This is a genomic window from Lelliottia jeotgali, from assembly GCF_977070485.1.
Window position 1 is genome coordinate 179,701 of sequence record NZ_CDRVFO010000001.1, and the last position, 25,155, is coordinate 204,855.

General features: G+C 62.1%; 15 protein-coding genes. 7 read left to right on the plus strand and 8 right to left on the minus strand.

From position 1 onward, the window contains the following. Nucleotides 1–196: 196 nt before the first annotated feature. The 4 genes from gltB (at nt 197) to ACW4TB_RS00880 (ending at nt 7,907) form a co-directional block, all read left to right on the plus strand. Nucleotides 197–4,642, plus strand: coding sequence for a glutamate synthase large subunit (gltB, locus tag ACW4TB_RS00865; RefSeq protein ID WP_254467027.1), 4,446 nt, complete (start codon nt 197–199; stop codon nt 4,640–4,642). Nucleotides 4,643–4,765: 123 nt separating this feature from the next. Beyond that, nucleotides 4,766–6,184 carry an FAD-dependent oxidoreductase gene (locus ACW4TB_RS00870; protein WP_279929256.1) on the plus strand — a complete coding sequence of 473 codons (1,419 nt, stop codon included), beginning with the start codon at nt 4,766–4,768 and terminating at the stop codon, nt 6,182–6,184. Nucleotides 6,185–6,335: 151 nt separating this feature from the next. Further along, a complete protein-coding gene (gene hemE / locus ACW4TB_RS00875) occupies nt 6,336–7,400 on the plus strand; it encodes a uroporphyrinogen decarboxylase (RefSeq protein ID WP_115273378.1) in 1,065 nt (354 codons plus the stop codon). A 159-nt stretch (nt 7,401–7,559) separates the two neighbouring features. Next, entirely contained in the window at nt 7,560–7,907 is a 348-nt protein-coding gene (locus ACW4TB_RS00880; protein ID WP_279929251.1) for a YgiW/YdeI family stress tolerance OB fold protein, read from the plus strand. A 116-nt stretch (nt 7,908–8,023) separates the two neighbouring features. Here the strand turns inward: ACW4TB_RS00880 and ACW4TB_RS00885 are convergent, their stop codons facing one another. After that, on the minus strand, nt 8,024–9,301 hold the full coding sequence (locus ACW4TB_RS00885; RefSeq protein WP_455842871.1) for an MFS transporter: 1,278 nt from the start codon (nt 9,299–9,301) through the stop codon (nt 8,024–8,026). 75 nt (nt 9,302–9,376) lie between these two features. Between ACW4TB_RS00885 and ACW4TB_RS00890 the strand changes: the two genes are divergently transcribed. Next, a complete protein-coding gene (locus ACW4TB_RS00890; RefSeq protein ID WP_455828201.1) occupies nt 9,377–10,276 on the plus strand; it encodes a LysR substrate-binding domain-containing protein in 900 nt (299 codons plus the stop codon). Nucleotides 10,277–10,366: 90 nt separating this feature from the next. Next, nucleotides 10,367–11,140 (plus strand): ParA family protein, encoded by a 774-nt coding sequence (locus ACW4TB_RS00895; RefSeq protein ID WP_279929247.1) that lies wholly within the window; start codon nt 10,367–10,369, stop codon nt 11,138–11,140. Here ACW4TB_RS00895 and trxC read toward each other — a convergent pair. From trxC to betI, 7 genes are all read right to left on the minus strand, one after another. Then, nucleotides 11,137–11,571 (minus strand): thioredoxin TrxC, encoded by a 435-nt coding sequence (gene trxC / locus ACW4TB_RS00900; protein WP_012312340.1) that lies wholly within the window; start codon nt 11,569–11,571, stop codon nt 11,137–11,139. The genes ACW4TB_RS00895 and trxC overlap by 4 nt on opposite strands. A 136-nt stretch (nt 11,572–11,707) precedes the next feature. After that, nucleotides 11,708–13,168, minus strand: a complete 1,461-nt coding sequence (selO, locus tag ACW4TB_RS00905; protein WP_455828202.1) for a protein adenylyltransferase SelO — start codon at nt 13,166–13,168, stop codon at nt 11,708–11,710. Between the two features lie 170 nt (nt 13,169–13,338). After that, nucleotides 13,339–16,647 carry a mechanosensitive channel MscK gene (mscK, locus tag ACW4TB_RS00910; protein ID WP_254467031.1) on the minus strand — a complete coding sequence of 1,103 codons (3,309 nt, stop codon included), beginning with the start codon at nt 16,645–16,647 and terminating at the stop codon, nt 13,339–13,341. A 35-nt stretch (nt 16,648–16,682) separates the two neighbouring features. Next, entirely contained in the window at nt 16,683–18,425 is a 1,743-nt protein-coding gene (locus ACW4TB_RS00915; RefSeq protein ID WP_012312343.1) for a potassium/proton antiporter, read from the minus strand. A gap of 186 nt (nt 18,426–18,611) precedes the next feature. Further along, nucleotides 18,612–20,303 carry a choline dehydrogenase gene (betA, locus tag ACW4TB_RS00920; protein ID WP_012312344.1) on the minus strand — a complete coding sequence of 564 codons (1,692 nt, stop codon included), beginning with the start codon at nt 20,301–20,303 and terminating at the stop codon, nt 18,612–18,614. Nucleotides 20,304–20,463: 160 nt separating this feature from the next. Next, nucleotides 20,464–21,936 (minus strand): betaine-aldehyde dehydrogenase, encoded by a 1,473-nt coding sequence (gene betB, locus ACW4TB_RS00925; protein WP_012312345.1) that lies wholly within the window; start codon nt 21,934–21,936, stop codon nt 20,464–20,466. A 38-nt stretch (nt 21,937–21,974) separates the two neighbouring features. Continuing rightward, nucleotides 21,975–22,631 carry a transcriptional regulator BetI gene (gene betI, locus ACW4TB_RS00930; RefSeq protein ID WP_279929237.1) on the minus strand — a complete coding sequence of 219 codons (657 nt, stop codon included), beginning with the start codon at nt 22,629–22,631 and terminating at the stop codon, nt 21,975–21,977. Nucleotides 22,632–23,107: 476 nt separating this feature from the next. On the opposite strand from betI, the gene ACW4TB_RS00935 reads away from it, so the two are divergent. Continuing rightward, nucleotides 23,108–25,111, plus strand: a complete 2,004-nt coding sequence (locus tag ACW4TB_RS00935; protein ID WP_012312347.1) for a BCCT family transporter — start codon at nt 23,108–23,110, stop codon at nt 25,109–25,111. Nucleotides 25,112–25,155 lie beyond the last annotated feature (44 nt).

Genomic DNA, 25,155 nt, shown 5'->3' on the forward strand with positions numbered 1-25,155 from the left:
CGCAAAAACATTCAAAATAGCGACATAAATTTTCAATGGTGAGACATGAAAATTTGTGGGCATCGCTGTCGCTGTGCAACAATGGTTTTCCATGGCCACCGCAAAAAAGCTGGCATTTGATCGGCGTGGATGGTAAGTGGTTGTTAAAAAAGAGATTTGCCTCCGGTTGAGAGGTGAACCTGGTGAGAAAGTGTCTATGAAAACAGGTCTGTACCATCCCGAAGAATTCAAGGACAACTGTGGTTTTGGCCTGATCGCCCATATGACGGGCGAACCCAGCCACCACCTTCTGCAAACTGCCATGCAGGCCCTGACTTGCATGACCCACCGCGGCGGCATCAACGCCGACGGCAAGACCGGTGACGGTTGCGGTCTGCTCATGCAGAAACCCGATCAATTCCTGCGCGCCGTGGCCCAGGAACACTTTGCCGTCGAGCTGCCCAAGCAGTACGCCGTTGGCATGGTGTTCTTCAATCAGGACCCGGTAAAAGCAGAAGCCGCTCGCGCCAACATGGACCGCGAAATCATCGCTGCCGGCCTGACCCTGGTTGGCTGGCGCAAAGTTCCGATCGACACCAGCGTGCTAGGCCGCCTGGCGCTGGAGCGCCTGCCGCAGATCGAACAGGTGTTCATCGGCGGTGAAGGCCTGAGCGATCAGGAATTCGCCATCAAGCTGTTCAGTGCCCGTCGCCGTTCGTCCGTGGCCAACGCCCACGACGCCGACCACTACATCTGCAGCTTCTCGCACAAGACCATCATCTACAAAGGCCTGATGATGCCGCGCGATCTCGCGGCCTTCTACCCAGACCTGGACGACGAGCGCCTGCAAACCGCAATCTGCGTGTTCCACCAGCGCTTCTCTACCAACACCCTGCCGAAATGGCCGCTGGCGCAGCCGTTCCGCTTCCTCGCCCACAATGGCGAGATCAACACCATCACCGGTAACCGCAACTGGGCCATGGCCCGTCGCACCAAGTTCGCCAACGACCAGATCCCCGACCTCGAAGAGCTCGGCCCGCTGGTCAACCGCGTAGGGTCCGACTCCTCGAGCATGGACAACATGCTAGAGCTGATGGTCACCGGCGGTATCGACCTGTTCCGCGGCGTGCGCATGCTGGTACCGCCAGCCTGGCAGAACGTCGAGACCATGGACGCCGACCTGCGCGCGTTCTATGAATACAATTCCATGCACATGGAGCCGTGGGATGGTCCGGCCGGCATCGTCATGACCGAAGGCCGCCATGCGGTCTGCCTGCTTGACCGCAACGGCCTGCGCCCGGCGCGCTGGGTGACCACCAAGAATGGCTATATCACCCTGGCGTCGGAAATTGGCGTGTGGGACTACAAGCCTGAGGATGTAATCGCCAAGGGCCGTGTCGGCCCAGGCCAGATCTTCGCCGTGGATACCGAGACCGGCCACATCCTCGACACCGATGCCATCGACAACCGCCTGAAGTCGCGCCACCCGTACAAGCGCTGGCTCCGTCAGCACGCCTTGCGCATCCAGGCGACGCTCACCGACGACCAGGGCGCGGCCAGCTACGACGCTGACCAGCTCAAGCAGTACATGAAGATGTTCCAGGTCACTTTCGAGGAGCGTGACCAGGTTCTGCGCCCACTCGGTGAGCAAGGCCAGGAAGCGGTCGGTTCGATGGGTGACGACACGCCAATGGCCGTGCTGTCGCAGCGCGTGCGTTCGCCTTACGACTTCTTCCGCCAGCAGTTCGCCCAGGTCACCAACCCGCCGATCGACCCGCTGCGCGAAGCGATCGTCATGTCGCTGGAAATCTGCCTGGGTGCCGAGCGCAACATCTTCCAGGAATCTCCAGAGCACGCCTCGCGGGTAATCCTCAGCTCCCCGGTCATCTCGCCCGCCAAGTGGCGTTCGCTGATGAATCTGGAACGCGAAGGCTTCGACCGCCAGCTGATCGACCTCAACTACGAGGAAGGCATTGGCCTGGAAGCGGCCATCCGTAACATCGCCGACCAGGCTGAAGAAGCGGTCCGCGCGGGCAAGACCCAGCTGGTACTCAGCGACCGTTACATCGCACCGGGCAAGCTGCCGGTGCATGCTTCGTTCGCCGTTGGCGCGGTCCACCACCGCCTGACAGAAAAGGGCCTGCGTTGCGACAGCAACATTCTGGTCGAAACCGCCACCGCCCGTGACCCGCACCACTTCGCCGTGCTGCTGGGCTTCGGCGCCTCTGCGGTATACCCGTATCTGGCGTATGAAGTGCTGGCCGACCTGATCCGCACCGGCGAAGTGCTGGGCGACCTGGACGAAGTCTTCAAGTACTACCGCAAAGGCATCTCCAAGGGCCTGCTGAAGATCCTGTCGAAGATGGGCATCTCCACCATCGCCTCCTACCGTGGCGCCCAGCTGTTCGAAGCTGTGGGCCTGGCCGAAGAAGTCGTCGGCCTGAGCTTCAAAGGCGTCTCCAGCCGTATCAAGGGTGCGCGTTTCGTCGACCTCGAGGGCGACCAGAAGCTGCTCGCCGCTGAGGCCTGGAGCGCACGCAAGCCGATCCAGCAGGGTGGCCTGCTCAAGTTCGTCCACGGTGGCGAGTACCACGCCTACAACCCGGATGTGGTCAATACTCTGCAGGCCGCCGTGCAGCAGGGCGACTACGCCAAGTTCAAGGAGTACACCACGCTGGTCGACCAGCGCCCGGTGTCGATGATCCGCGACCTGCTGAAAGTGAAGGTGGCCGACGAGGCCCTGCCGCTGGATCAGATCGAGCCGCTGGAGGCGATCCTCAAGCGCTTCGACTCCGCCGGTATCTCGCTGGGTGCGCTGTCGCCAGAGGCTCACGAAGCGCTGGCCGAGGCCATGAACCGCCTGGGCGCGCGCTCCAACTCCGGTGAGGGCGGTGAAGACCCGTCGCGTTACGGCACCATCCGCAGCTCCAAGATCAAGCAGGTGGCCACCGGCCGCTTCGGCGTGACCCCGGAATACCTGGTCAATGCCGAGGTTCTGCAGATCAAGGTTGCCCAGGGCGCCAAACCGGGCGAGGGCGGCCAGTTGCCAGGCGGCAAGGTCAACGGCCTGATCGCCAAGCTGCGCTATGCGGTACCGGGCGTGACCCTGATCTCGCCGCCACCGCACCACGATATCTACTCGATCGAAGACCTGGCCCAGCTGATCTATGACCTCAAGCAGGTCAACCCTCAAGCCCTGGTATCGGTCAAGCTGGTGGCAGAGGCAGGCGTTGGCACCATCGCCGCTGGCGTGGCCAAGGCCTATGCCGACCTGATCACCATCTCAGGTTATGACGGTGGTACCGGTGCTTCGCCGCTGACCTCTATCAAGTACGCCGGCGCTCCGTGGGAACTGGGCCTGGCCGAAACCCACCAGACCCTGCGCGGCAACGACCTGCGCGGCAAGGTACGGGTACAGACCGACGGCGGCCTGAAGACCGGTCTGGATGTAATCAAGGCCGCTATCCTCGGTGCCGAAAGCTTTGGCTTCGGTACCGCACCGATGATCGCCCTGGGCTGCAAATACCTGCGCATCTGCCACCTGAACAACTGCGCCACTGGCGTGGCCACGCAGAACGACAAGCTGCGCAAGGACCACTACATCGGCACCGTCGACATGGTGATCAACTTCTTCACCTTCGTCGCCGAGGAAACCCGCGAGTGGCTGGCCAAGCTGGGTGTTCGCAGCCTGGGCGAGCTGATCGGCCGGACCGACCTGCTCGACGTGCTGCCAGGCGATACCGAACGCCAGCACTACCTGGACCTGTCGCCGCTGCTGGGCAGCTCGCACATCCCGGCCGACAAGCCGCAGTTCTGCGAAGTCGACAAGAACCCGCCGTTCGACAAGGGCGAGCTGGCCGAGAAGATGGTCGAAATGGCCCTGCCGGCCATCCGCGATCAGGCCGGTGGCGAGTTCGCGCTCGACATCTGCAACTGTGACCGCTCCATTGGTGCGCGCATCTCCGGCGAAATCGCCAAGCTGCACGGCAACCAGGGCATGGCCGCAGCGCCGATCACCTTCCGCTTCAAGGGTACCGCGGGCCAGAGCTTCGGCGTGTGGAACGCCGGTGGTCTGAACCTGTACCTGGAAGGTGACGCCAACGACTACGTCGGCAAAGGCATGACCGGTGGCAAGGTCACCATCGTGCCGCCAGCGGGCAGCCCGTTCGAAACCCAGCACAGCGCTATCGTCGGCAACACCTGCCTGTACGGCGCCACGGGCGGCAAGCTGTTCGCCGCCGGCACCGCAGGCGAGCGCTTTGCTGTGCGTAACTCCGGCGCCCACGCTGTTGTCGAGGGTACTGGCGATCACTGCTGTGAATACATGACCGGTGGCTTTGTCTGCGTTCTGGGCAAGACCGGTTACAACTTCGGCTCTGGCATGACTGGCGGCTTCGCCTACGTGCTCGACATGGACAACAGCTTCGTCGACAAACTTAACCACGAACTGGTGGAAATCCAGCGTATCAGTGGTGAAGCGATGGAAGCCTACCGTAGCCACCTGGCGCGGGTCCTTGGCGAATACGTGGAAGAAACCGGCAGCGAGTGGGGGCGTGAGCTCTCGGAGAACCTGGACGATTACGTGCGGCGCTTCTGGCTGGTCAAGCCGAAGGCGGCCAACCTCAAGCAACTGCTGTCCAGCACCCGTGCCAACCCGCAGTAAAAACAGCTGCAAGTGGCAAGCCTCAAGCTGCAAGTAAGAGCAGCTCGAGGTTTGCCCGGCTTAAGTGATCGTCTTGCGGCTTGCAGCTTGTAGCTTGCAGCTGCTGTTAAGAGGTTTTGAAAAATGGCTGAACGTCTGAGTAACGACTTCCAGTTCATCGAAGTGGGCCGAAAGGACCCGAAGAAAAAGCTGCTGCGCCAGCGCAAGAAGGAGTTCGTGGAAATCTACGAGCCCTTCAAACCCCAGCAGTCCGTAGAGCAGGCACACCGCTGCCTGGGCTGCGGTAACCCGTATTGCGAGTGGAAGTGCCCGGTGCACAACTTCATCCCTAACTGGTTGAAGCTGGTCTCCGAAGGCAACATCCTGGCTGCGGCGGAACTCTCGCACCAGACCAATACCCTGCCGGAAGTCTGCGGCCGTGTGTGTCCGCAGGACCGCCTGTGCGAGGGTGCCTGCACACTGAACGATGGCTTCGGCGCGGTGACCATCGGTTCGGTGGAGAAATACATCACCGACACCGCTTTCGCCATGGGCTGGCGCCCGGACATGTCCAAGGTCAAACCGACCGGCAAGCGCGTTGCCATCATCGGTGCTGGCCCGGCGGGCCTGGGCTGTGCCGACGTGCTGGTGCGCGCCGGGGTTACCCCGGTGGTGTTTGACAAGAACCCTGAAATCGGCGGCTTGCTGACCTTCGGCATCCCTGAGTTCAAGCTGGAAAAGACCGTGCTGAGCAATCGTCGCGAAGTCTTCACCGGCATGGGTATCGAGTTCCGCCTGAACACCGAAGTGGGCACCGACATCACCATGGAACAACTGCTCGCCGAGTACGACGCCGTGTTCATGGGTATGGGTACCTACACCTACATGAAAGGCGGCTTCCCAGGCGAGGATCTGCCTGGCGTGCATGACGCGCTGGACTTCCTGATCGCCAACGTCAACCGCAACCTGGGCTTCGAGAAGTCGCCGGAAGACTTCGTCGACATGCAGGGCAAGAAAGTCGTGGTGCTGGGCGGTGGCGACACCGCAATGGACTGCAACCGCACCTCGATCCGCCAGGGCGCCAAGGCGGTGACCTGTGCCTACCGTCGTGACGAAGCCAACATGCCGGGCTCGCGCAAAGAGGTTAAGAACGCCAAGGAAGAAGGCGTGAAATTCCTCTACAACCGTCAGCCGATCGCCATCGTCGGTGAAGACAAGGTCGAAGGCGTGAAGGTGGTCGAGACCCGTCTTGGCGAGCCTGATGCCCGTGGCCGCCGCAGCCCTGAGCCAATCCCGGGCTCCGAAGAAATCCTCCCGGCGGACGCCGTGGTGATCGCGTTCGGCTTCCGCCCGAGCCCGGCACCCTGGTTCGAGCAGCATGGCATCCAGATGGACAGCCAAGGCCGCGTGGTGGCCCCGGAAAAAGGCAAGTTCAAGCACCAGACCAGCAACCCGAAAATATTCGCCGGTGGCGATATGGTGCGCGGTTCGGACTTGGTGGTGACCGCCATTTTCGAAGGTCGTACCGCTGCCGAAGGTATCCTGGATTACCTCGAAGTCTGATGGCTCCGATGGGGCCGGACAGCGGCCCCATCATTTTTTGTATACAAAATTGCTTGATCCACGGCACCCAATAGACAAAACGCATGGTCTCAACCGTGCCTTTTGCGCTGGCGTCTGAGAAAATGCCCGCACTTTTTTGCCGGATGCCGACATGACTGCCCTGAAGAACGATCGTTTCCTGCGTGCACTGCTCAAGCAACCCGTAGACGTCACCCCTGTATGGATGATGCGCCAGGCCGGCCGCTACCTGCCGGAATACCGCGCCAGCCGCGCCAAGGCCGGTGACTTCATGAGCCTTTGCATGAACCCGCAGTTCGCCTGTGAGGTCACCCTGCAGCCGCTGGAGCGCTACCCGCTTGACGCAGCGATCCTGTTCTCGGACATCCTCACCATTCCTGATGCCATGGGCCTGGGCCTGTACTTCGAGACCGGCGAAGGTCCGCGTTTCAAGAAGGTCATCAGCACCCCGGCCGATATCGAAGCCCTGCCAATCCCTGATCCGCAAAAAGACCTCGGCTACGTAATGGATGCCGTCAGTACCATTCGGCGCGAGCTGAACGGCCGTGTGCCGCTGATCGGTTTCTCCGGCAGCCCGTGGACCTTGGCCACCTACATGGTCGAAGGCGGTTCGTCCAAAGACTTCCGCAAGACCAAGGCGATGGCCTACGACAACCCGCAAGCCCTGCACTTGTTGCTGGACAAGCTGGCACAGTCGGTCACCAGCTACCTCAACGGGCAGATCCTGGCTGGCGCCCAGGCCGTGCAGATCTTCGATACCTGGGGCGGCAACCTGTCGGCGGCGGCGTATCAGGAGTTCTCCCTGGCCTACATGCGCAAGATCGTCAGCGGCCTGATCCGTGAGCACGATGGGCGCAAGGTGCCGGTAATCCTGTTCACCAAGAACGGCGGCCTGTGGCTGGAGAGCATCGCCGAAGCCGGCGCTGATGCCCTGGGCCTGGACTGGACCTGCGAGATCGGCGACGCCCGCCGCCGCGTTGGCGACAAGGTTGCCCTGCAAGGCAACATGGACCCGACCGTGCTGTACGCCAAGCCCGAGGCCATTCGCAACGAAGTGGCACGTATCCTGGCGAGCTATGGCAAAGGTACCGGCCATGTGTTCAACCTCGGTCACGGCATTACGCCGGAGGTCGACCCGGAGCATGCGGGTGTGTTCATCAACGCCGTGCATGAGCTGTCGGCGCAGTATCACCAGTGATCTGAATGCTAGTCAGGCAAGCGATTGGGGCCGCAAAGCGGCCCTGATAGCGCTAACTGACCGGCACTAGCCCGCGGGCCGGTTTTTGTTGCATTAAGTTTTAATTCAGCGATCGTCGCTAATCTGGTCCCATCGAAACCGAAACAGGACCCGATCCTCATGAAAACTCGTTACCTTGCCCTGATCCTCGCCCCCTTCTTCAGTACCGCTGCATTGGCCGCCGGCTACACCGGCCCGGGCGCCCAGTCGGTGACTACCGTTGCCGCTGCCAGTGACGCAGCCGATGACACCCCCGTGGTGCTGCAGGGCTATGTCACTAAGAAGATCGACAACGACGACAAGTACGAATTCAAGGACAGCACCGGCACCATCACCGTTGAGATCGACGATGAAGACCTGCCGCCGACGCCGTTCAACGACAAGACCAAGGTCAAGCTGACCGGTGAGGTGGAAAAGCACCTGATGAGCCGTGAAATGGATGTGGACATTGTCGAGATCGTGAACTGATCTGAAGCCCCAATCGCCGGCAAGCCGGCTCCCACAGGTATCCCACTGCCCTTGATTACAGTGGTTTACCTGTGGGAGCCGGCTTGCCGGCGATTGGGCTGCAGAGCAGCCCTGTTTCAGGCAGCCTTGGGCGCCAGCTTGCTAAGGTGCAACGCCACCAGCAACGCTACCGCCAGGAGGCTGCCGATGAACAGCCCGATGCCACTCCAGCCCCATTGGTGCCAGAATACCCCGCCTGCCGTCCCGGCCACACTCGATCCCGCGTAATAGCAGAACAGGTACAGCGAAGAAGCCTGCCCCTTGGCCTTCAGCGCTCGGCGGCCGATCCAGCTGCTGGCCACCGAGTGCGCTCCGAAGAAGCCGAAAGTAAAGATCAGCATCCCAACGATAATCATCACCAGTGGGCTGGCCAATGTCATCAACAGCCCGGCCGCCATGACCAGAATGCTCGCCCAGAACACCCGCCGGCGCCCAAGTTTATCTGCCAGCGCACCCACTTGCGCCGAGCTGTAGATACCCGACAGATAGACCACCGAGAGCAGACCGACCAGCGCCTGGTTCATGTGATAGGGCTCGGCCAGCAAGCGATAGCCGATGTAGTTGAACAGGGTGACGAACGCGCCCATCAGCAGGAAGGCTTCGAGGAACAGCCAAGGCAGGCCCGCGTCCTTGAAGTGCATGACGAAGCCGTCCAGCAGGCTGCGCGGTTTGAGCGTCTGCGCCCTGAAATTTCGCGATTCGGGTAGCACCTTCCAGAACACCAGCGCGGCGATCAGGGCCAGGCCGCCGATGGTCAGCATTGCCGTGTGCCAGCTGACGAAGTCGATCAGAACACCGGTGATCAGGCGGCCGCTCATGCCGCCGATGGCATTGCCACCGATATACAAGCCCATGGCCAGGCCAATGTGCTGCGGGTGGATTTCTTCACTCAGGTAGGTCATCGCCACAGCCGCCAGGCCGCTCAGCGACAGACCCACCAACGCCCGCGTGGCGAGTACGCCTTCCCACGTCGGCATCACCGCGCTGACGATGGTCGATAACGCTGCGCAGAGCAGCGCAAAAACCATCACCGGCTTGCGCCCGATGCGGTCGGAAATCGGCCCGGTGATCAGCAGGCCGAACGCCAGCATGCCGGTCGACACCGACAGTACCAGGCTGCTCTGCGCGGCATTGATCGAAAACTCCTGCGACAGCAGCGGCATCATCGGCTGCACGCAATACAGCAGGGCGAAGGTCGCGAAGCCGCCGCTGAAAAGGGCCAATACGGTCTTCATGAAGGCAGGGGTGCCTTTCTCGATCCAGATATCGTTCAGCGGGGCAGGCTCGGGGTCGGCAGGAAGGGGGGCTACAGCAGTTTTCACGGGCGGGTACCTCTGGCGCAATGGAAAAAGCATATAGCTGGCTAATGATTAGATCCAATATATTGTTCGACCTATTTAAGATGTTTTACGACCTATTAGGGAGGCTTCATGGAACTGCGCCACCTGCGTTACTTCATTGCGGTTGCCGAAGAGCTGCACTTCGGGCGTGCGGCCCTGCAGTTGGGTATCTCTCAGCCACCCCTGAGTCAACAGATCCAGGCCCTTGAACAGGAACTGGGCGCGCGCCTGTTCGAGCGTACCAATCGTCGGGTCGAGCTGAGTGAGGCCGGGCGGCTGTTCCTCGAGGAAGCCCGCCAGGTACTCGCGCAGGTGGAGAAGGCGGCCGATGTTGCGCGCCGTGCGCAATTGGGTGAGCTGGGCGAAATGAAGATCGGCTTTACGTCGTCGGCGCCGTTTACCTCGAAGATTCCCAAGGCGATTCATGCCTTCCGCCGGCGCTTCCCGGCGGTGCACTTGAACCTCAAGGAAATGAGCAGCCGCGATGTCGCCGAAGGGGTGTTCGACGAGTCCATCGAGGTCGGGCTGATGCGCCCCATGCCCTTGCCGGAAGGGCTGGTGGCCACCGAACTGTTTCGCGAACCGCTGGTGGCGGTGATCAATGCCTCACATGCGCTGGCCGAGGGCACCGAGCACGGCGTACACATGGCCGCGCTGGCCCATGAACCGTTCGTGTTCTTTCCGCGCAGTTACGGCAGTGGGTTACACGCCCAGTTGCTGAGCCTGGCGCGGCAGGCAGGGTTCAATCCGCATTTCGCCCAGGAAGCAGGGGAGGCCATGACCATCATTGGGCTGGTGTCGGCGGGGCTTGGGGTGTCGATTCTGCCCGCTTCCTTTCAGCGCATGCGCATCGAGGGCGTGGTGTACCGAACGCTTCTGGATGAAGGCGCCACCTCTGCTGTATGGCTGGTCCAGCGTCAACATGGCGGGTCGGCAATGGCCAAGGCCTTTGCCGAATTGCTGACGGGCGTAACCGCAGGGGTCCATTGAACCCTTGCCATCGGCGTGGGGCAATTGGCGCTGGCCAATGCCGCTGCTCCGCCACATACTCGGGCATTCGTTGATACACGGAGGTCTCTCATGCGGCGCGTGGTGTTCAATCAGAAAGGTGGCGTGGGCAAGTCGAGCATCGCTTGCAATCTGGCGGCGGTCAGCGCCAGCGAGGGTTATCGGACCCTGCTGATCGACCTGGATGCCCAGGCCAACTCGACTCAGTACCTGACCGGCCTAACCGGCGAAGACATTCCAATGGGCATCGCCGATTTCTTCAAGCAAAGCCTCTCCAGCGGGCCGTTCAGCAAGAAGAACAAGGTCGATATCTACGAAACCCCGTTCGACAACCTGCATGTGATCACCGCCACGTCCGAGCTGGCCGATTTGCAGCCCAAGCTTGAGGCCAAGCACAAGATCAACAAGCTGCGTAAGTTGCTCGACGAGCTCGACGAGGATTACGAGCGGATCTACGTCGATACGCCGCCTGCGCTCAACTTCTATGCGGTATCCGCGCTGATTGCGGCAGACCGTGTGCTGATCCCGTTCGACTGCGACAGTTTCTCGCGCCAGGCGCTGTATGGGCTGCTGGCTGAGATCGAAGAGTTGAAGGATGACCACAACGAAGAGCTGGTGGTCGAAGGCATTGTCGTCAATCAGTTCCAGTCCCGCGCCAGCCTGCCCCAGCAGATGCTCGACGAACTGCTGGCCGAAGGCCTGCCGGTATTGCCTGTATACCTGAGCAGTTCGGTAAAGATGCGCGAGTCGCACCACGCCAGTTTACCGCTGATCCACCTGGAGCCACGGCACAAGCTGACCCAGCAGTTTGTCGAGCTGCACTCGCTGCTCGAGGAAAACGCTTAAACCCCTTGGCTGCGTAGCCACTCCAGCAACGACTGCAGTGGAAACGCGCCAGCCTGGCGGCTGACTTCGCGGCCGTTCTTGAACAGGATCAGGCTGGGAATCGAACGGATACCCAACTGGCCAGCAAGGTTGCGGTTGGCTTCACTGTCGAGCTTGGCCAGGCGGCAGCGGCCGTTGAGCTGGCGCGCGGCCTGTTCGAAGGTGGGGGCGAAGGACTTGCACGGGCCGCACCAGTCGGCCCAGACGTCGATCAGCAGCGGCAGGTCGCCTTTGATCTGGCTGGCGTAGTTGCGTTCGCTGAGCTCGAACGACCGGCCCAACAGCACATCCTGTTTGCAGCGGCCGCATTTCGGCGCATCGCCCAGGCGGGTGGCAGGCAGGCGGTTGAGGCCGTCGCAGTGGGGGCAAGGGATCAGCAGTGGGTCGGACATGTCGTTTCCTTGTAGTGTTTGTTTGGACCCTACCGCCGGCCGGCCGGTGCCCACAGGTTTCGCACAAGACCCAGGTCCAGTGGGGTCCCTGTGGGAGCCGGCTTGCCGGCGATGAGGCCGGTACTGCGGTCAGCCATCATGAGGAGCAGCTGATTTCCAAGTGTTTGCCCCATTCTGGCGGTCGCTCGGCGTAGGCCTGCATTCCTGCTTGTTCCTCGAATGGCGTGCTCAGCACCTGATGCAGCCGCCGCACTTCACTGTAGTCACCGGCCTCGGCGGCTTCGACGGCTTTTTGCGCCAGGTAATTGCGCAGCACGTACAGCGGGTTCACCGCATGCATACGCTCGCGGCGCCCATCGCCATTACCGGCTTCACGCTCACAGCGGGCCAGATAGTCCGCGCCCCAGGCATCGAAACCTGCCAGGTCGATGAAATCGTCGCGTACGCCCTTGAGTGCCTCGGCTACCGGTTGTTCGCCCAGCCTGCGGAAGAACAGGTTGTAGTCCACACCCCCGCTCTGCATGCGTTGCAGCAGGCGCTCGACCAGCGCCATGTCGTCGTCCTCGGCCGTGGTCAGGCCAAGGCGTCGGCGCATAAGGTCCAGGTAATGTGCCTGGTACAGTGGCAGGAACAGCCCCAACGCCTCCTTCAAAGGCTCGACCTCGATCACGGTGGTCAGGGCCTGGGCCAGCGCGCTGAGGTTCCAGTGGGCTATCGGCACCTGGTTGGCATAGCTGTAGCGGCCACGATCATCGGAATGGTTGCAGATGAAGTTGGCGTCGAAGTCGTCGAGGAAGGCATAGGGGCCAAAATCGAAGGTGATGCCCAGGATCGACATGTTGTCGGTGTTCATCACCCCATGGCAGAAGCCGTACGCCTGCCAGTGAGCAATCAGTTCGGCGTTACGCTCAACGATGGTGCGGAACATGGCCAGGTATGGTTGCTCGGCCCCACGGCATTCGGGGTAGTGCTGTTCCAGCACATGGTCGATCAGTACCCGCTGCTGTTCCGGTTGCTTGGTGTAGTAGAAATATTCGAAGTGGCCGAAGCGCACATGGCTCTGCGCCAGGCGGGTGAGCATGGCGGCGCTCTCGCGGGTTTCGCGCCATACCGGGGTGCTGGAGCCGATCACGCACAGTGCCCGGCTGGTGGCGATACCCAAGGCGTGCAGGGCCTCGGATGCGAGAAACTCGCGAATGGAAGAACGCAGCACTGCGCGGCCGTCGCCCATGCGCGAGTAGGGCGTCTGGCCAGCACCCTTGAGGTGCAGGTCCCAGTGCTCGCCCGCGTCGTTGACTACCTCGGCCAGCAGCAGGCCGCGGCCATCGCCCAGGCGCGGGTTGTAGGAGCCGAACTGGTGGCCGGAATAGACCATCGCGCGCGGATCGGCCTCTTCCCAGAGCTTGTGCCCGCTGAACAATTCGGCGAACACGGGCGTATCGGCCTGAGCATGGTCCAGGTCGAGCAAGGCCATGGCCGACTTGCTTGCTACGACAAGGCGCGGATCTGCGATGGGTTCTGGCAGGACCTGAGTGGAGAACGCATCGCCCAGGCGGGCGAAGCGGTTGTCGAAGGTGAGTTGGTCGAGGGCTTTCACGGGCTGCTCCTGGGGATCGGTGCCAAGGGGCCGCTTTGCGGCCCAATCGCCGGCAAGCCGGCTCCCACATGACTATCGCAGCGGCGCGGACCCTGTGGGAGCCGGCTTGCCGGCGATCGAGGGCGCAGCCCTCGTATGTATTTTGGGTGTTCAAGCGCTACGGCGTCTACTCACACTGGTTGAGTACCATCCGGTTTTGGCTGCTCCGCCGGTATCAGCTGCTGCTTGCCGCCCTGCATGTCCATCAGGTACACCTCGACCTGGCGAACAGAGATCTTGATGTTGTGCGCTTTGAACTCGCGATTGATAAAGCGGTTGATCTCGTCCAGCGTCGGGTTGCGGTCGCCCAGGTCCCGTACATGCATGCGCAGTTCGTGGTCCAGCGAGCTTTCGCCGAAATTGAGGAAGTACACGAGCGGCTCCGGGTCCTTGAGCACCCGTGGGTTCTCGTGGGCGCCCTTGAGCAGCAGCTCGCGCACCAGGTCCAGGTCGGAGCCGTAGTCGATGCCCAGTTTCAGCGTGACGCGGGTGACCGTATCGGTGAGCGACCAGTTGATCAGCTGGCCGGTGATGAAGGTCTTGTTGGGGACGATGATGTCCTTGCGGTCGAAGTCGGTGATGGTGGTGGCGCGGATACGGATCTTGCTCACGGTGCCGGACAGGTTGCCGATGGTGATGGTGTCGCCGATGCGCACCGGGCGCTCGAACAGGATCATGATGCCGGAGATGAAGTTGGCGAAGATCTCCTGCATGCCGAAGCCCAGGCCGACCGAAAGGGCTGCCACCAGCCACTGCAACTTGTCCCAGCTTACGCCGAGGGTCGACAGGGTACTGACGATGCCGATCCCGACGATGGTGTACGACAGCAGGGTGGTGGTGGCATAGGCGCTGCCCTGGGCCAGGTTCAGCCGCGACAGCACCAGCACCTCCAGCAGGCCCGGCAAGTTGCCGGCCAGGGCGAAGGTAATGCCGACGATCACCAGTGCACCAAGCAGGTCGCCGAGGCTGATCGGCACCATGCTGGCGGCCGTGCCGGTACCGCTGGTGTATTCGTACAGGGTGAAGTTGTTGAGGTAGGCGAACACCGTGATCAAGTCGGCCCACACCCAGTACAGGCCGGCAATGAAGCCACCGAGCAAGGCCAGGCGGATCAGGCGCAACGACTGCTGGTTGACCTGCTCGATGTCCAGCGTCGGCTCCTCGGTAATGACTTCGCCATCCAGGCCTTCCTTGGCTGCCGCACGCTTGCTCAGGGCACGCTGGTAGGCCAGGCGCCTCGCGGCAACCGACAGGCCGCGTACGAAGGCGGCCTCGATCACCAGCCAGAACATCAGCAGGTAAAGGGTGTAGATCAGCCGGTCGGTGAGTTTGAGTGCGGTGTAGTAATAGCCAAAGCAGACCGCCACGAACAGGGCGATCGGCAAGGCTGTGAAGGCCAGCCCGACGGCCCTGCGGAACAGCGAGGCGTCGCGGTGCGCGGGGCTGCTCAGCAACAGGCGGCTGAGTAGCCAGGCCATCAGTGCATAACAGGTCAGCACTACCCCGATGCCCAGCACGTCGTCGGCCAGTGCCGACGGCTGGTGCTCGGCCACCGCCACGACGCCGACCAGCGCCAGCACCACGGTGCCGAGCCTGCGCACCCAGCCGCGCAGGAACTCGACCTGAGGCTTGTGCCAGCGGAAGTGAATTTCTGCCACTCCGCCGGGAGCGAGGATGCGGTAGGCGGTGTAGAACACCAGCCAGGCCTGGGCCAGTTGCCAGAGCGCGGAGCCAAGGTTGGCATTCTGCCCTCGGGCGTCGATCTGCAAGGCATAGCTGCACAGGGCAAGGCCCAGGCTCACTGGCATAGCCAGGAGGATGTTGATCAGGATCGCCTGGGGCGTATGCCACTGGCTGTCACGGCGGAAATGGCCGATATCCTGGTGCACCTTGTTCAGCCGTTGGTAGAGGTACTTGCGGCGCCACAGCAGGGCGCCGATCACCAGCAGCAACGGCAGGAACAGCAATGGGCGCTGGCTCAGCCCGTCGCCCAGCTCCTTCAGGCCAGAGCCCCAGGGCAGGTCGGCGACCTGCTTGGCAAAGCGTTCCGGAACAGTCTTCAACCAGTCCCAGTCCAGCGGCTTGTTGCTCGGGATCCAGAACATCTGCTCGTCGAGCGTGGTGCGCAGGCCTTGCGCAGTGCTGAGCAGCTGCTTCTGGTTGAGCTGCAGGGTGATCGATTCGTTGAGCAGGGCCGACAGCTCGCGGTTAAGGCGCTCGAGCAGGTCGCTGCGGGTGATCGCCACTTCCAGCAGAGCCTTGCGCAAGGCCGGGGTGACGTCTTGCTGCGGCTGGTTGGCCAGCAGTTTGTCGACGTAGGTCACCGGGCTGCTCATCTGCTCGCGTTGCTGGTTGATCTCGAACTGGTACAGGCGGATGTCGGCGATCTGGTCTGCCAGGTCGCGGTCAAGCTTCAGATGCGGCAGGGCTTGTTTCTGCTTGTAGAGGATCTTCGACAGCAGCAGGCTGCCTTTGAGTACGCTGATCTGCTCGTCCAGGGCCTGGTCGGCCTGGGTCAGGCTGTCGAGCTGCTGCTTGGTGCGCAGGTTCTGCTGGGTCAGCTCGTTAAGGCGGTCGGTGCTCTTGAGCAGGTAGTCAGAGAGCTTGAGGTTGGCTGCGCTTTCGCTGGCCAGCAGGCTGCTGCCACCAGCCTTCTGCGCTTCGATCGACTGCTGGGTGACGGTTTGCTGGGATTGGGCCAGACGCTTCTCATTGATCAGCGTCTGCAGGTCCTGGATTTCCTGCTCCAGGCGAGCGGTGCGTTCAATCAGCAGGTCGTGGCGGGCGTTGCCCAGGTCTTGCAGCAGGCCGTTGCCGGCCAGCTCCTGGCGGCGCAGCAGGGTCACGGCGTTGAGCGAAGCCAGTTCCGCATTGAGCTGGTTACGCTGGTCGGCATTGATTGATTTGCCGCCATCCTTGCCGCTCTTGAGGATAGTGTTGATCTGCTGGCTGCGGGTCTGGTTGTTGCTGATCTCAGCCTGAGCGCGCTCGGGGCGGGTCTGCGAATTGATGATCAGGCTGTTGGCGTCGGACAGCGCTTTTTGCAGCTCGCCCTGCAGGGTGTTGCGTTCGCTGAGCATCTGCTCCAGTTGCGGCACGCTAAGGCTGGCGTAGCGCTGGGCGACCGGTTGTGGCTTGCTGGCCTTGAGCTTGGCCAGTTCTTTCTGGCTGTCGCTGGTCTCTTTGGGGGCGTCAGCCAGCTGCTGCTTGAGCGCGGCAAGCTTCTTCTCGCTGTCTTCCTTGTTGGCAAGCAGGCTCAGGGTTTGTTCGAGCACCTGCTGCAAGGCCTTCTGATCGGCCTCGGGCAGCTTGCGTTCGGCGATCTTGTCGAGGCTGTTCTGGATACTGGCAGCGCTCGGCGCTTCGGCCGCAGCAGCGGCGAACGACAGGGACAGGCACAGCCCGAGCAGGGCTGTGCGAAGGTACACGCGCAGGGACATAGGCAGACTACTTGTGGATCATGCAGATTCGGAGTTTAGAGGAACAATCCTGGTCCGGGTCGCGTTCCTTCGGGGAATCTGACGCCCACTTTCTGGATCTTGTTCCCGTCCATGGTCGCCACGGTCCAGATCGTGCCGTGCCATTCCACCTGATCGCCCACTACTGGAGCGCCCCCGACCTTCTGTCGGATGAACTGCGCCAGCGGCATTTTTGCGTCCAGGCCGTCGAGTTTCAGGCCGTAAAGAGCTGCCACCGCGCCCAGTTCGGCATCGCCCTCGAGCACGAAGTCGCCGAAGAAACGCAGGTCCAGGCCGCGTTGCGGGGCTTGGCTGAACAGCTTGCCCAGCGCTGGCAGGTTATGTTCGTGGCCGATCACGCAGAGCATGTCGCCGACTTCGAGTACGGTGCTGCCGGAGGGATGCAATAACTGTTCGCCACGGAACAGTGCGGCAATACGCGTGCCCTCGGGCATCTTCAGTTCGCGCAGGGCGGCACCGATGCACCACTTCTCCGCACCCAGGCGATAGACGAACAACTCCCACTCGCTGGTGATGTGCACCTCGAGCGCAGAGCGCGAGATCGGCGCCGGGTCCGGTGGTACCGTGACTTTCAACAGCTTGGCCATCCACGGCAGGCTGGTGCCCTGTACCAGCAGCGATACCAGCACGATGAAGAACGCCAGGTTGAAGAACAGCTGCGCGTCAGGCAGCCCGGCCATCAGCGGAAACACCGCAAGGATGATGGGTACCGCGCCGCGCAGGCCGACCCAGGAAATGAAGGCTTTCTCGCGGCCGTGGAAGGCCTTGAACGGCAGCAGGGCGGCAACCACCGACAGCGGCCGCGCGATCAGGATCATCCACAGCGCCAGGCCCAGCGCCGGCAGGGCGATCGGCAGCAGGTCATGCGGGGTGACCAGCAGCCCCAACACCAGGAACATGCCGATCTGGGCGAGCCAGGCCATGCCGTCGAGCATGTGCAGGATGCCGTGACGGCTGCGGATCGGTTTGTTGCCCAGCACCAGGCCGCACAGGTAAACGGCTAGGAAGCCGCTGCCGTGCAGGGCGTTGGTCAGCGAGAACACCGCCAGCCCGCCAGCGATGACCAGAATAGGGTACAGGCCACCGGCCAGGTTGATCCGGTTGACCAGTTGCAGCATCAGCCAGCCACCGCCCAGGCCCAGCAGGCCACCGATGCCGAACTCGCGCAGCAGGTGCCCCAGCAGGCTCCAGTGCAGCCCTGTCTGACCGCTGGCGATCATGTCGATCAGGGTGACGGTGAGGAATACGGCCATGGGGTCGTTGCTGCCCGATTCGATCTCCAGCGTGGCCGTGACCCGTTCGTTCAGGCCTTTGCCCCCGAGCAGCGAGAACACCGCTGCGGCGTCTGTGGAGCCGACGATGGCGCCGATCAGCAGGCCCTGGATGAGGCTGAGGTCAAACAGCCAGGCCGCGACCAGTCCGGTGAGGGCAGTGGTGATCATCACGCCGACGGTGGCAAGCGACAACGCCGGCCACAACGCCACGCGGAAGCTCGCTACCCGCGTGCGCAGGCCGCCGTCGAGCAGGATCACCGCCAGTGCCAGGTTGCCCACCAGGTAGGCGGTCGGGTAGTTGTTGAAGATGATGCCGCCACCATCCACGCCTGCGAGCATGCCGACCGCGAGGATGATGACCAGGATTGGAATGCCAAGGCGCGACGACAGCGAACTGACCAGGATACTTGCGCCCACCAGCAATGCGCCGATCAGGAACAGGCTGTTGATGGTGCTTGCATCCAAAGGCAGGTACTCCGGGATAACGCGGGGAAGAGGACTCGATAGCTTTGAAGAACTAGCAGGTCGCGTGCCAATCGATTCTAACCTGATGAATTGGCAGCATGTAAAGCGTTTCTGCAGATGTAGAAAAGGCACCGCGGTGGGTGCCTTTCCTTGTGTTGCCTATGCCGGCGATGAGGCTGTTGCAGGTCAGGCCTGCTTCACTTCACGCATTGGCTTGCCTTTTACCGGGGCGCCGTTGGCCACGTAGTACTTGGCAGTGCTGCGAGGCAGCGGCTTGCGGTTGCGGATCTTGTCCGAAATTTTCTCGGCGATCATGATCGTGGTGGCGTTGAGGTTGCCGGTGATGATGATCGGCATGATCGACGCATCCACTACACGCAGGCCCTGCATGCCGTGCACGCGGCCTTCGCCATCGACCACCGCCATGTCGTCGGTACCCATCTTGCACGAGCAGGACGGGTGGAAGGCGGTTTCGGCGTGCTCGCGGATGAACTTGTCCAGCTCTTCGTCCGTCTGGACGTGCGCGCCCGGGCTGATTTCACGGCCACGGTACGGGTCCAGCGCTGGCTGGGCCATGATCTCGCGAGTCAGGCGGATACCGTCACGGAACTCCTGCCAGTCCTGCTCGGTGGCCATGTAGTTGAACAGGATGCTCGGGTGCTGGCGAGGGTCCTTGGACTTGACCTGGATGCGGCCACGGCTAGGCGAACGCATCGAGCCCATATGTGCCTGGAAACCGTGTTCCTTCACGCCGTTGGAACCGTTGTAGTTAATCGCGACAGGCAGGAAGTGGTACTGAATGTTCGGCCATTCGAACTCAGGGCGGGTACGGATGAAACCGCCTGCCTCGAACTGGTTGCTGGCGCCGATGCCGGTGCCGTTGAACAGCCACTCGGCACCGATGGCCGGCTGGTTCCACCACAGCAGCGACGGGTACAGCGACACCGGCTGGGTGCAGGCGTATTGCAGGTAAAGCTCGAGGTGATCCTGCAGGTTCTCGCCGACGCCCGGCAGGTCGTGCACGACCGGGATGTCGAGGCTCTCCAGTAGGGCGCGCGGGCCCACGCCGGAGCGCTGCAGCAGTTGCGGCGAGGCGATGGCGCCAGAGCTTACGATGACTTCCTTGCGGGCGCGGGCTTCGACGCGCTCTTCACTGTCGCCGACCAGGTAGGTCACGCCAACGGCGCGCTTGCCTTCGAACAGCACGCGGTCGCTCAGGGCATGGGTGACGATGGTCAGGTTCGGGCGCTTCTTGGCCTGGTCCAGGTAACCGCGGGCGGTGCTGGAGCGGCGGCCGTTCTTGGTCACCGAACGGTCCATCGGACCGAAGCCTTCCTGCTGGTAGCCGTTCAGGTCTTCAGTGCGCGGGTAACCGGCCTGGACGCCGGCCTCGACCATGGCGTTGAACAGCGGGTTGTTGCCAGCTTTGGGCGTGGCAACGCTGAGCGGGCCTTCGCCACCGTGGTAATCGTTGGGGCCGATGTCACGGGTTTCCGCCTTGCGGAAGTACGGCAGGCAGTCCAGGTAAGCCCAGTCTTCCAGGCCCGGCAACTTAGCCCAGCCGTCGAAGTCCAGGGCGTTACCGCGGATGTAGCACATGCCGTTGATCAGCGAGGAACCACCCAGGCCCTTGCCGCGGCCACATTCCATGCGGCGGCCGTCCATATGCGGCTCCGGGTCGGTCTCGTAGGCCCAGTTGTAGCGACGGCCTTGGAGCGGGAATGCCAGGGCGGCCGGCATCTGGGTGCGGAAGTCGAAGCGGTAGTCGGGGCCACCGGCTTCGAGCAGCAGGACGGTGACGCTGGCGTCTTCAGTCAGGCGAGTGGCCAGGGTGTTACCGGCCGAGCCGGCACCAACGATGATGTAATCGTATTCCATGGGCTTTCTCCTCGAAAGCAGCGGCAAGCTTCAAGCTACAAGCTGCAAGAAAACACAGCCGTGCGAAGCTCGCGAATGGATTAGGGCTGCAAGGGCCGGTGGCGTGGATGCAACCGGCTCTTGCTTGCAGCTAGTAGCTCGCGGCCTGGAGCTGAGTTTCTTAGAAGACCGACGAGTAGCCGCCCAGTTCGACCTGGACCGACTTGATGCGAGTGTATTGCGCCAGCGAGCTGATGCCGTTTTCACGGCCGACGCCCGACTGCTTGTAGCCACCGACCGGCATTTCGGCCGGCGATTCACCCCAGGCGTTGATCCAGCAGATGCCGGCTTCGAGCTTGTGGATGATGCGGTGGGCGCGGGTGATGTCGTTGGTGCACACGCCTGCGGCCAGGCCGTATTCGGTGTCATTGGCGCGACGGATGACTTCTTCTTCGGTTTCGTAGGTGAGGATGCTCATCACCGGGCCGAAGATCTCTTCCTTGACGATGGTCATGTCGTCGGTGCAATCGGTGAACACGGTCGGGGCCACGAAGGCACCCTTGGCGAAATCACCTTCGGTCAGACGCTCGCCGCCGCACAGTACGCGGGCACCCTCTTGCTTGCCCTTGGCGATGTAGCCCAGCACGCTTTCCATGTGCTGGAAGCTGACCAGCGGGCCGAAATTGGTGTTTTCGTCTTCCGGGTTGCCGGCGCGGATACGGGCAACGCGCTCGGCGATCTTGGCTTCGAAGGCCGCTTTCATCTGGGCAGGGATGAACACGCGGGTACCGTTGGTGCAGACCTGACCGGAGCTGTAGAAGTTGGCCATCATGGCGATGTCGGCGGCCTTGTCCAGGTCGGCGTCGGCGCAGATGATCAGCGGCGACTTGCCACCCAGCTCCATGGTGACTTCCTTGAGCGAGGAGCTCGAAGCGCTGGCCATGACTTTCTTGCCGGTGGTGGTGCCGCCGGTGAAGGAAACTTTCTCGATGCGTGGGTGTTCGGTCAGCCAGGTGCCGACTTCGCGGCCGCTGCCGGTCAGCACGTTGAATACGCCGTCCGGCAGGCCGGCTTCGGTGTAGATCTCCGCCAGTTTCAGGGTGGTCAGCGAGGTGACTTCCGAAGGCTTGAAGATCATCGCGTTGCCGGCGGCCAGGGCCGGGGCGGACTTCCACAGGGCGATCTGGATCGGGTAGTTCCAGGCACCGATACCGACGGTCACGCCCAGCGGCTCGCGGCGGGTGTAGACGAACGAGCTTTCACGCAGCGGAATCTGCTCGCCTTCGATGGCCGGTACCAGGCCTGCGTAGTATTCCAGCACGTCGGCGCCAGTGACGATGTCGACGTAGCGGGTTTCGGAGTACGACTTGCCGGTGTCCAGCGTTTCCAGCATGGCCAGCTCGTCGTTGCGCTCGCGCAGAATGTCGACGGCACGGCGCAGGATGCGCGAACGCTGCATGGCAGTCATTGCGGCCCAAATTTTCTGACCGCGCTCGGCGCTTTCGACGGCTTTCTCGACGTCGGCCTGAGTGGCGCGCTGCACGTGGGCGAGGACTTCGCCGGTCGCCGGGTTGATGGCTTCGAAGGTGGCATCGCTGCCAGCGTCGACATAACCGCCGTCAATGTAGAGTTTTTGCGTTCCGAAACGGGCCATAGTGTCCTCGCAAGTGCAGTGTGTGAGTGGCTTTCGCGTCACGCTCCGGCCGGCTGGGCAAGGGCTGTGCGCATTTTTTCAGAGGCCGGTGGTTGCGTGTCCGGGCGCTGCTGTTTAGCCAGTTGTAGTTCCAGGTATTCGTAAGCGATCTGTATCGCCTGGTCGGTGTCGAAGGCGTCGCCCGACAGCGCTCCGCGCAGCCACAGCCCGTCGATCAAGGCAGCCAGGCCGCGGGCGGCGGTGCGCGCTTCATCGAGCGGCATGGCGCGGCGGAACTGGCAGCACAGGTTGGAATACAGGCGGTGATCGTTGATCCGCTGCAACCTGTGCAAGGACGGCTGGTGCATGCTGCAGGCCCAGAAGGCCAACCAGGTTTTCATTGCCGGGCCATTCACCTGGCTGGCATCGAAGTTGCCTTCGATGATCACCCTCAGGTGGGCTCGCGGACTGTCGTCGGTCAGTGCCTGGCGACGAGCGATCACGCCCTCGTTGAGCATGTTCATGATGTAGCGCATCGTCGCCGCTATCAGGCCGTTCTTGTCCTGAAAGTAGTGACTGATGATGCCGTTCGACACACCGGCCAAACGGGCAATCAGCGCAATGCTGGCATCTCCCAGGCCGACCTGATCGACTGCTTGCAGCGTAGCTTCGATCAATTGCTGGCGGCGGATGGGTTGCATACCGACCTTGGGCATCTTGCTATCTCCTCAGGCCTGGCGAGCAGACGAAGTGCGGCTGACTCGGCGAGGACCAGTCTATTTTGTTTTGATTGAACGTTCAATCAATAAAGAATAAGCTCTGCGACAATTTGTGCCATTGACAGTTTCTAAGGCTGTTTCAGTGGCACGAATTGACACCCCAGGAAATCGCGTAACCCCCGTAATACAAGGTGTTGACGGGTATTAGCGATGCGAAATGCAGAATTTGCTCAACGGCCATGCGCCTGCGGCAGGCCCTTGGAGCGGGCGGGGTGCTCTGTGACGAATGCGCGCACCAAACTGATTTGGCGAGGCATTTGCGCAGACCACCTGTCTGGTTTTGCAACGTTTCTATTCGGGATCACGGTTTCCAAGTTGCTTTTATAACACCTGACGCAGTGGGGGTATTCCACCAATTGCTCGGGAAAAGACTGATTAGCCTCCACAGCCGCACTGCCCGGAGCATTCGTGCAATGAGTTCTGCCTCCCTTACCAAACCCCCCGCCGAGAGGGTACGGGTCAATCGCGTAGTGTTTTTCACCTCCGCGCTGATGATCCTCGTTTTGACTGCCTTGCTTATCGCTGTTCCCGAAACTGCCGGTCAGGTACTGGGCGTGGCCCAGAAGTGGCTGACACGCACCTTCGGCTGGTACTACATGCTGGTGATCTGCGGTTACCTGCTGTTTGTCGTTTACCTGGCGTTCTCCGACTACGGCAAGCTCAAGCTCGGCGGCAAGGATGACCAGCCCGACTTCAGCTACGGCGCCTGGGCCGGCATGCTGTTCTCCTCCGGTATCGGTATTTCGTTGCTGTACTTCGGCGCCTCTGAGCCGCTGGACCACTACTTCAATCCGCCCCAGGGCACCCCTGCCAGCCTCGAGGCCGCGCGCCAGGGCCTGCAACTGACCTTCCTGCACTGGGGGCTGCATGGCTGGGCGATCTACGCCCTGGTCGGTCTGGCAGTAGGCTACTTCGCCTACCGCCACAATCAGCCGCTGGCACTGCGCTCGGCACTGTATCCGCTGGTCGGTGAGCGTTGGGTCAAGGGTGCTGCTGGCAACGCCGTGGATATCTTTGGCATGTTCGTCACCCTGCTGGGTCTGGTGACCAACCTGGGGATCGGCGCGATGCAGGTGTCCTCGGGCCTTGAATACCTGTTCGGCATGGACCACAGCCAGACCAGCCTGCTGGTGGTGATTCTGGTCATGGCCGGCGTGGCTACGGTGGCTGCGGTATCAGGTGTGGAAAACGGTATTCGCCGCCTGTCCAACCTGAACATTATGCTGTTCAGTGGTTTGCTGATCTTCGTGCTGCTGGGCGGTGAGACCCTGCACCTGCTCAACGGCCTGGTGCAGAACGTCGGCGACTACCTCAACGGCATCGTACTGAAGACTTTCGACCTTTATGTCTACGAAGGCGAGGCCGGCAACTCTGAGCGCTGGTTAGGCCTGTGGACCGTGTTCTACTGGGCGTGGTGGATCTCCTGGGGTCCGTTCGTCGGCATGTTCATTGCCCGTATCTCCAAGGGCCGTACCGTGCGCCAACTGGTCTGCGGCGTACTGCTGATCCCGCTGGGCTTCACCCTGGCCTGGTTGTCGATCTTCGGTAACACCGCACTTGACCTGGTGATCAACCAGGGCGCCGTCGAGCTGGGCAAGACCGCGCTGGAGCAGCCGTCGATGTCGATCTACCAGCTGCTGGAGTATTTCCCAGCCGCCAAGATCGTGATCGGTGTGGCGGTGTTCGTGGGCTTCGTGCTGTTCCTCACTCCGGCCGACTCCGGCGCGGTGATGATGGCCAACCTGTCGTGCAAAGGTGGCAAGGTCGACGAAGATGCTCCGCACTGGATGGTGGTGTTCTGGTCGGTGATCATCACCCTGGTCACCATTGGCCTGCTGTTCGCCGGTAACTTCGAAGCCATGCAGACCATGGTGGTGCTGGCGGGCCTGCCGTTCTCGGTGGTGCTGGTACTGTTCATGTTCGGCCTGTACAAGGCCATGAAGCAGGACGTTGCCGTGGAGCAGGAGCGTGCCGAGCTGGCTGCCCGTGGTCGCCGCGGTTTCAGTGAGCGTCTGAGCCAGTTGGAGCTGCAGCCGACCCAGGCAGTGGTGCAGCGCTTCATGGACAGGCAGGTCAGTCCGGCCCTTAAAGAGGCTGCCGAGCAGCTGCGCACCCTGGGCTTTGATGTCGAGAGCCGTGTTGGCCAGTCGCGCAACATGATGGGCCTGCGGGTGATGATGGAAGAGGGCAACCCTTTCGTTTACGAAGTGAGCCTGGACGGTTACATGGCCGCACCGAGCGATGCGCCGGTCGAGGGCGAGCCAGAGGTGCGCCAGCGCTTCTATCGCGCCGAAGTGTACCTGCACGATGGCAGCCAGGAGTACGACCTGATGGGCTTCGCGCCTGAGCAGATCGTGCGTGATGTTCTCGACCAGTTCGAGAGCCATCGCCAGTTGCTGGGTCGCGTCTACAGCTGATCCGGTCAGCCCCTGCGCGGCCGGATACCTGGCCGCGCAGGGGC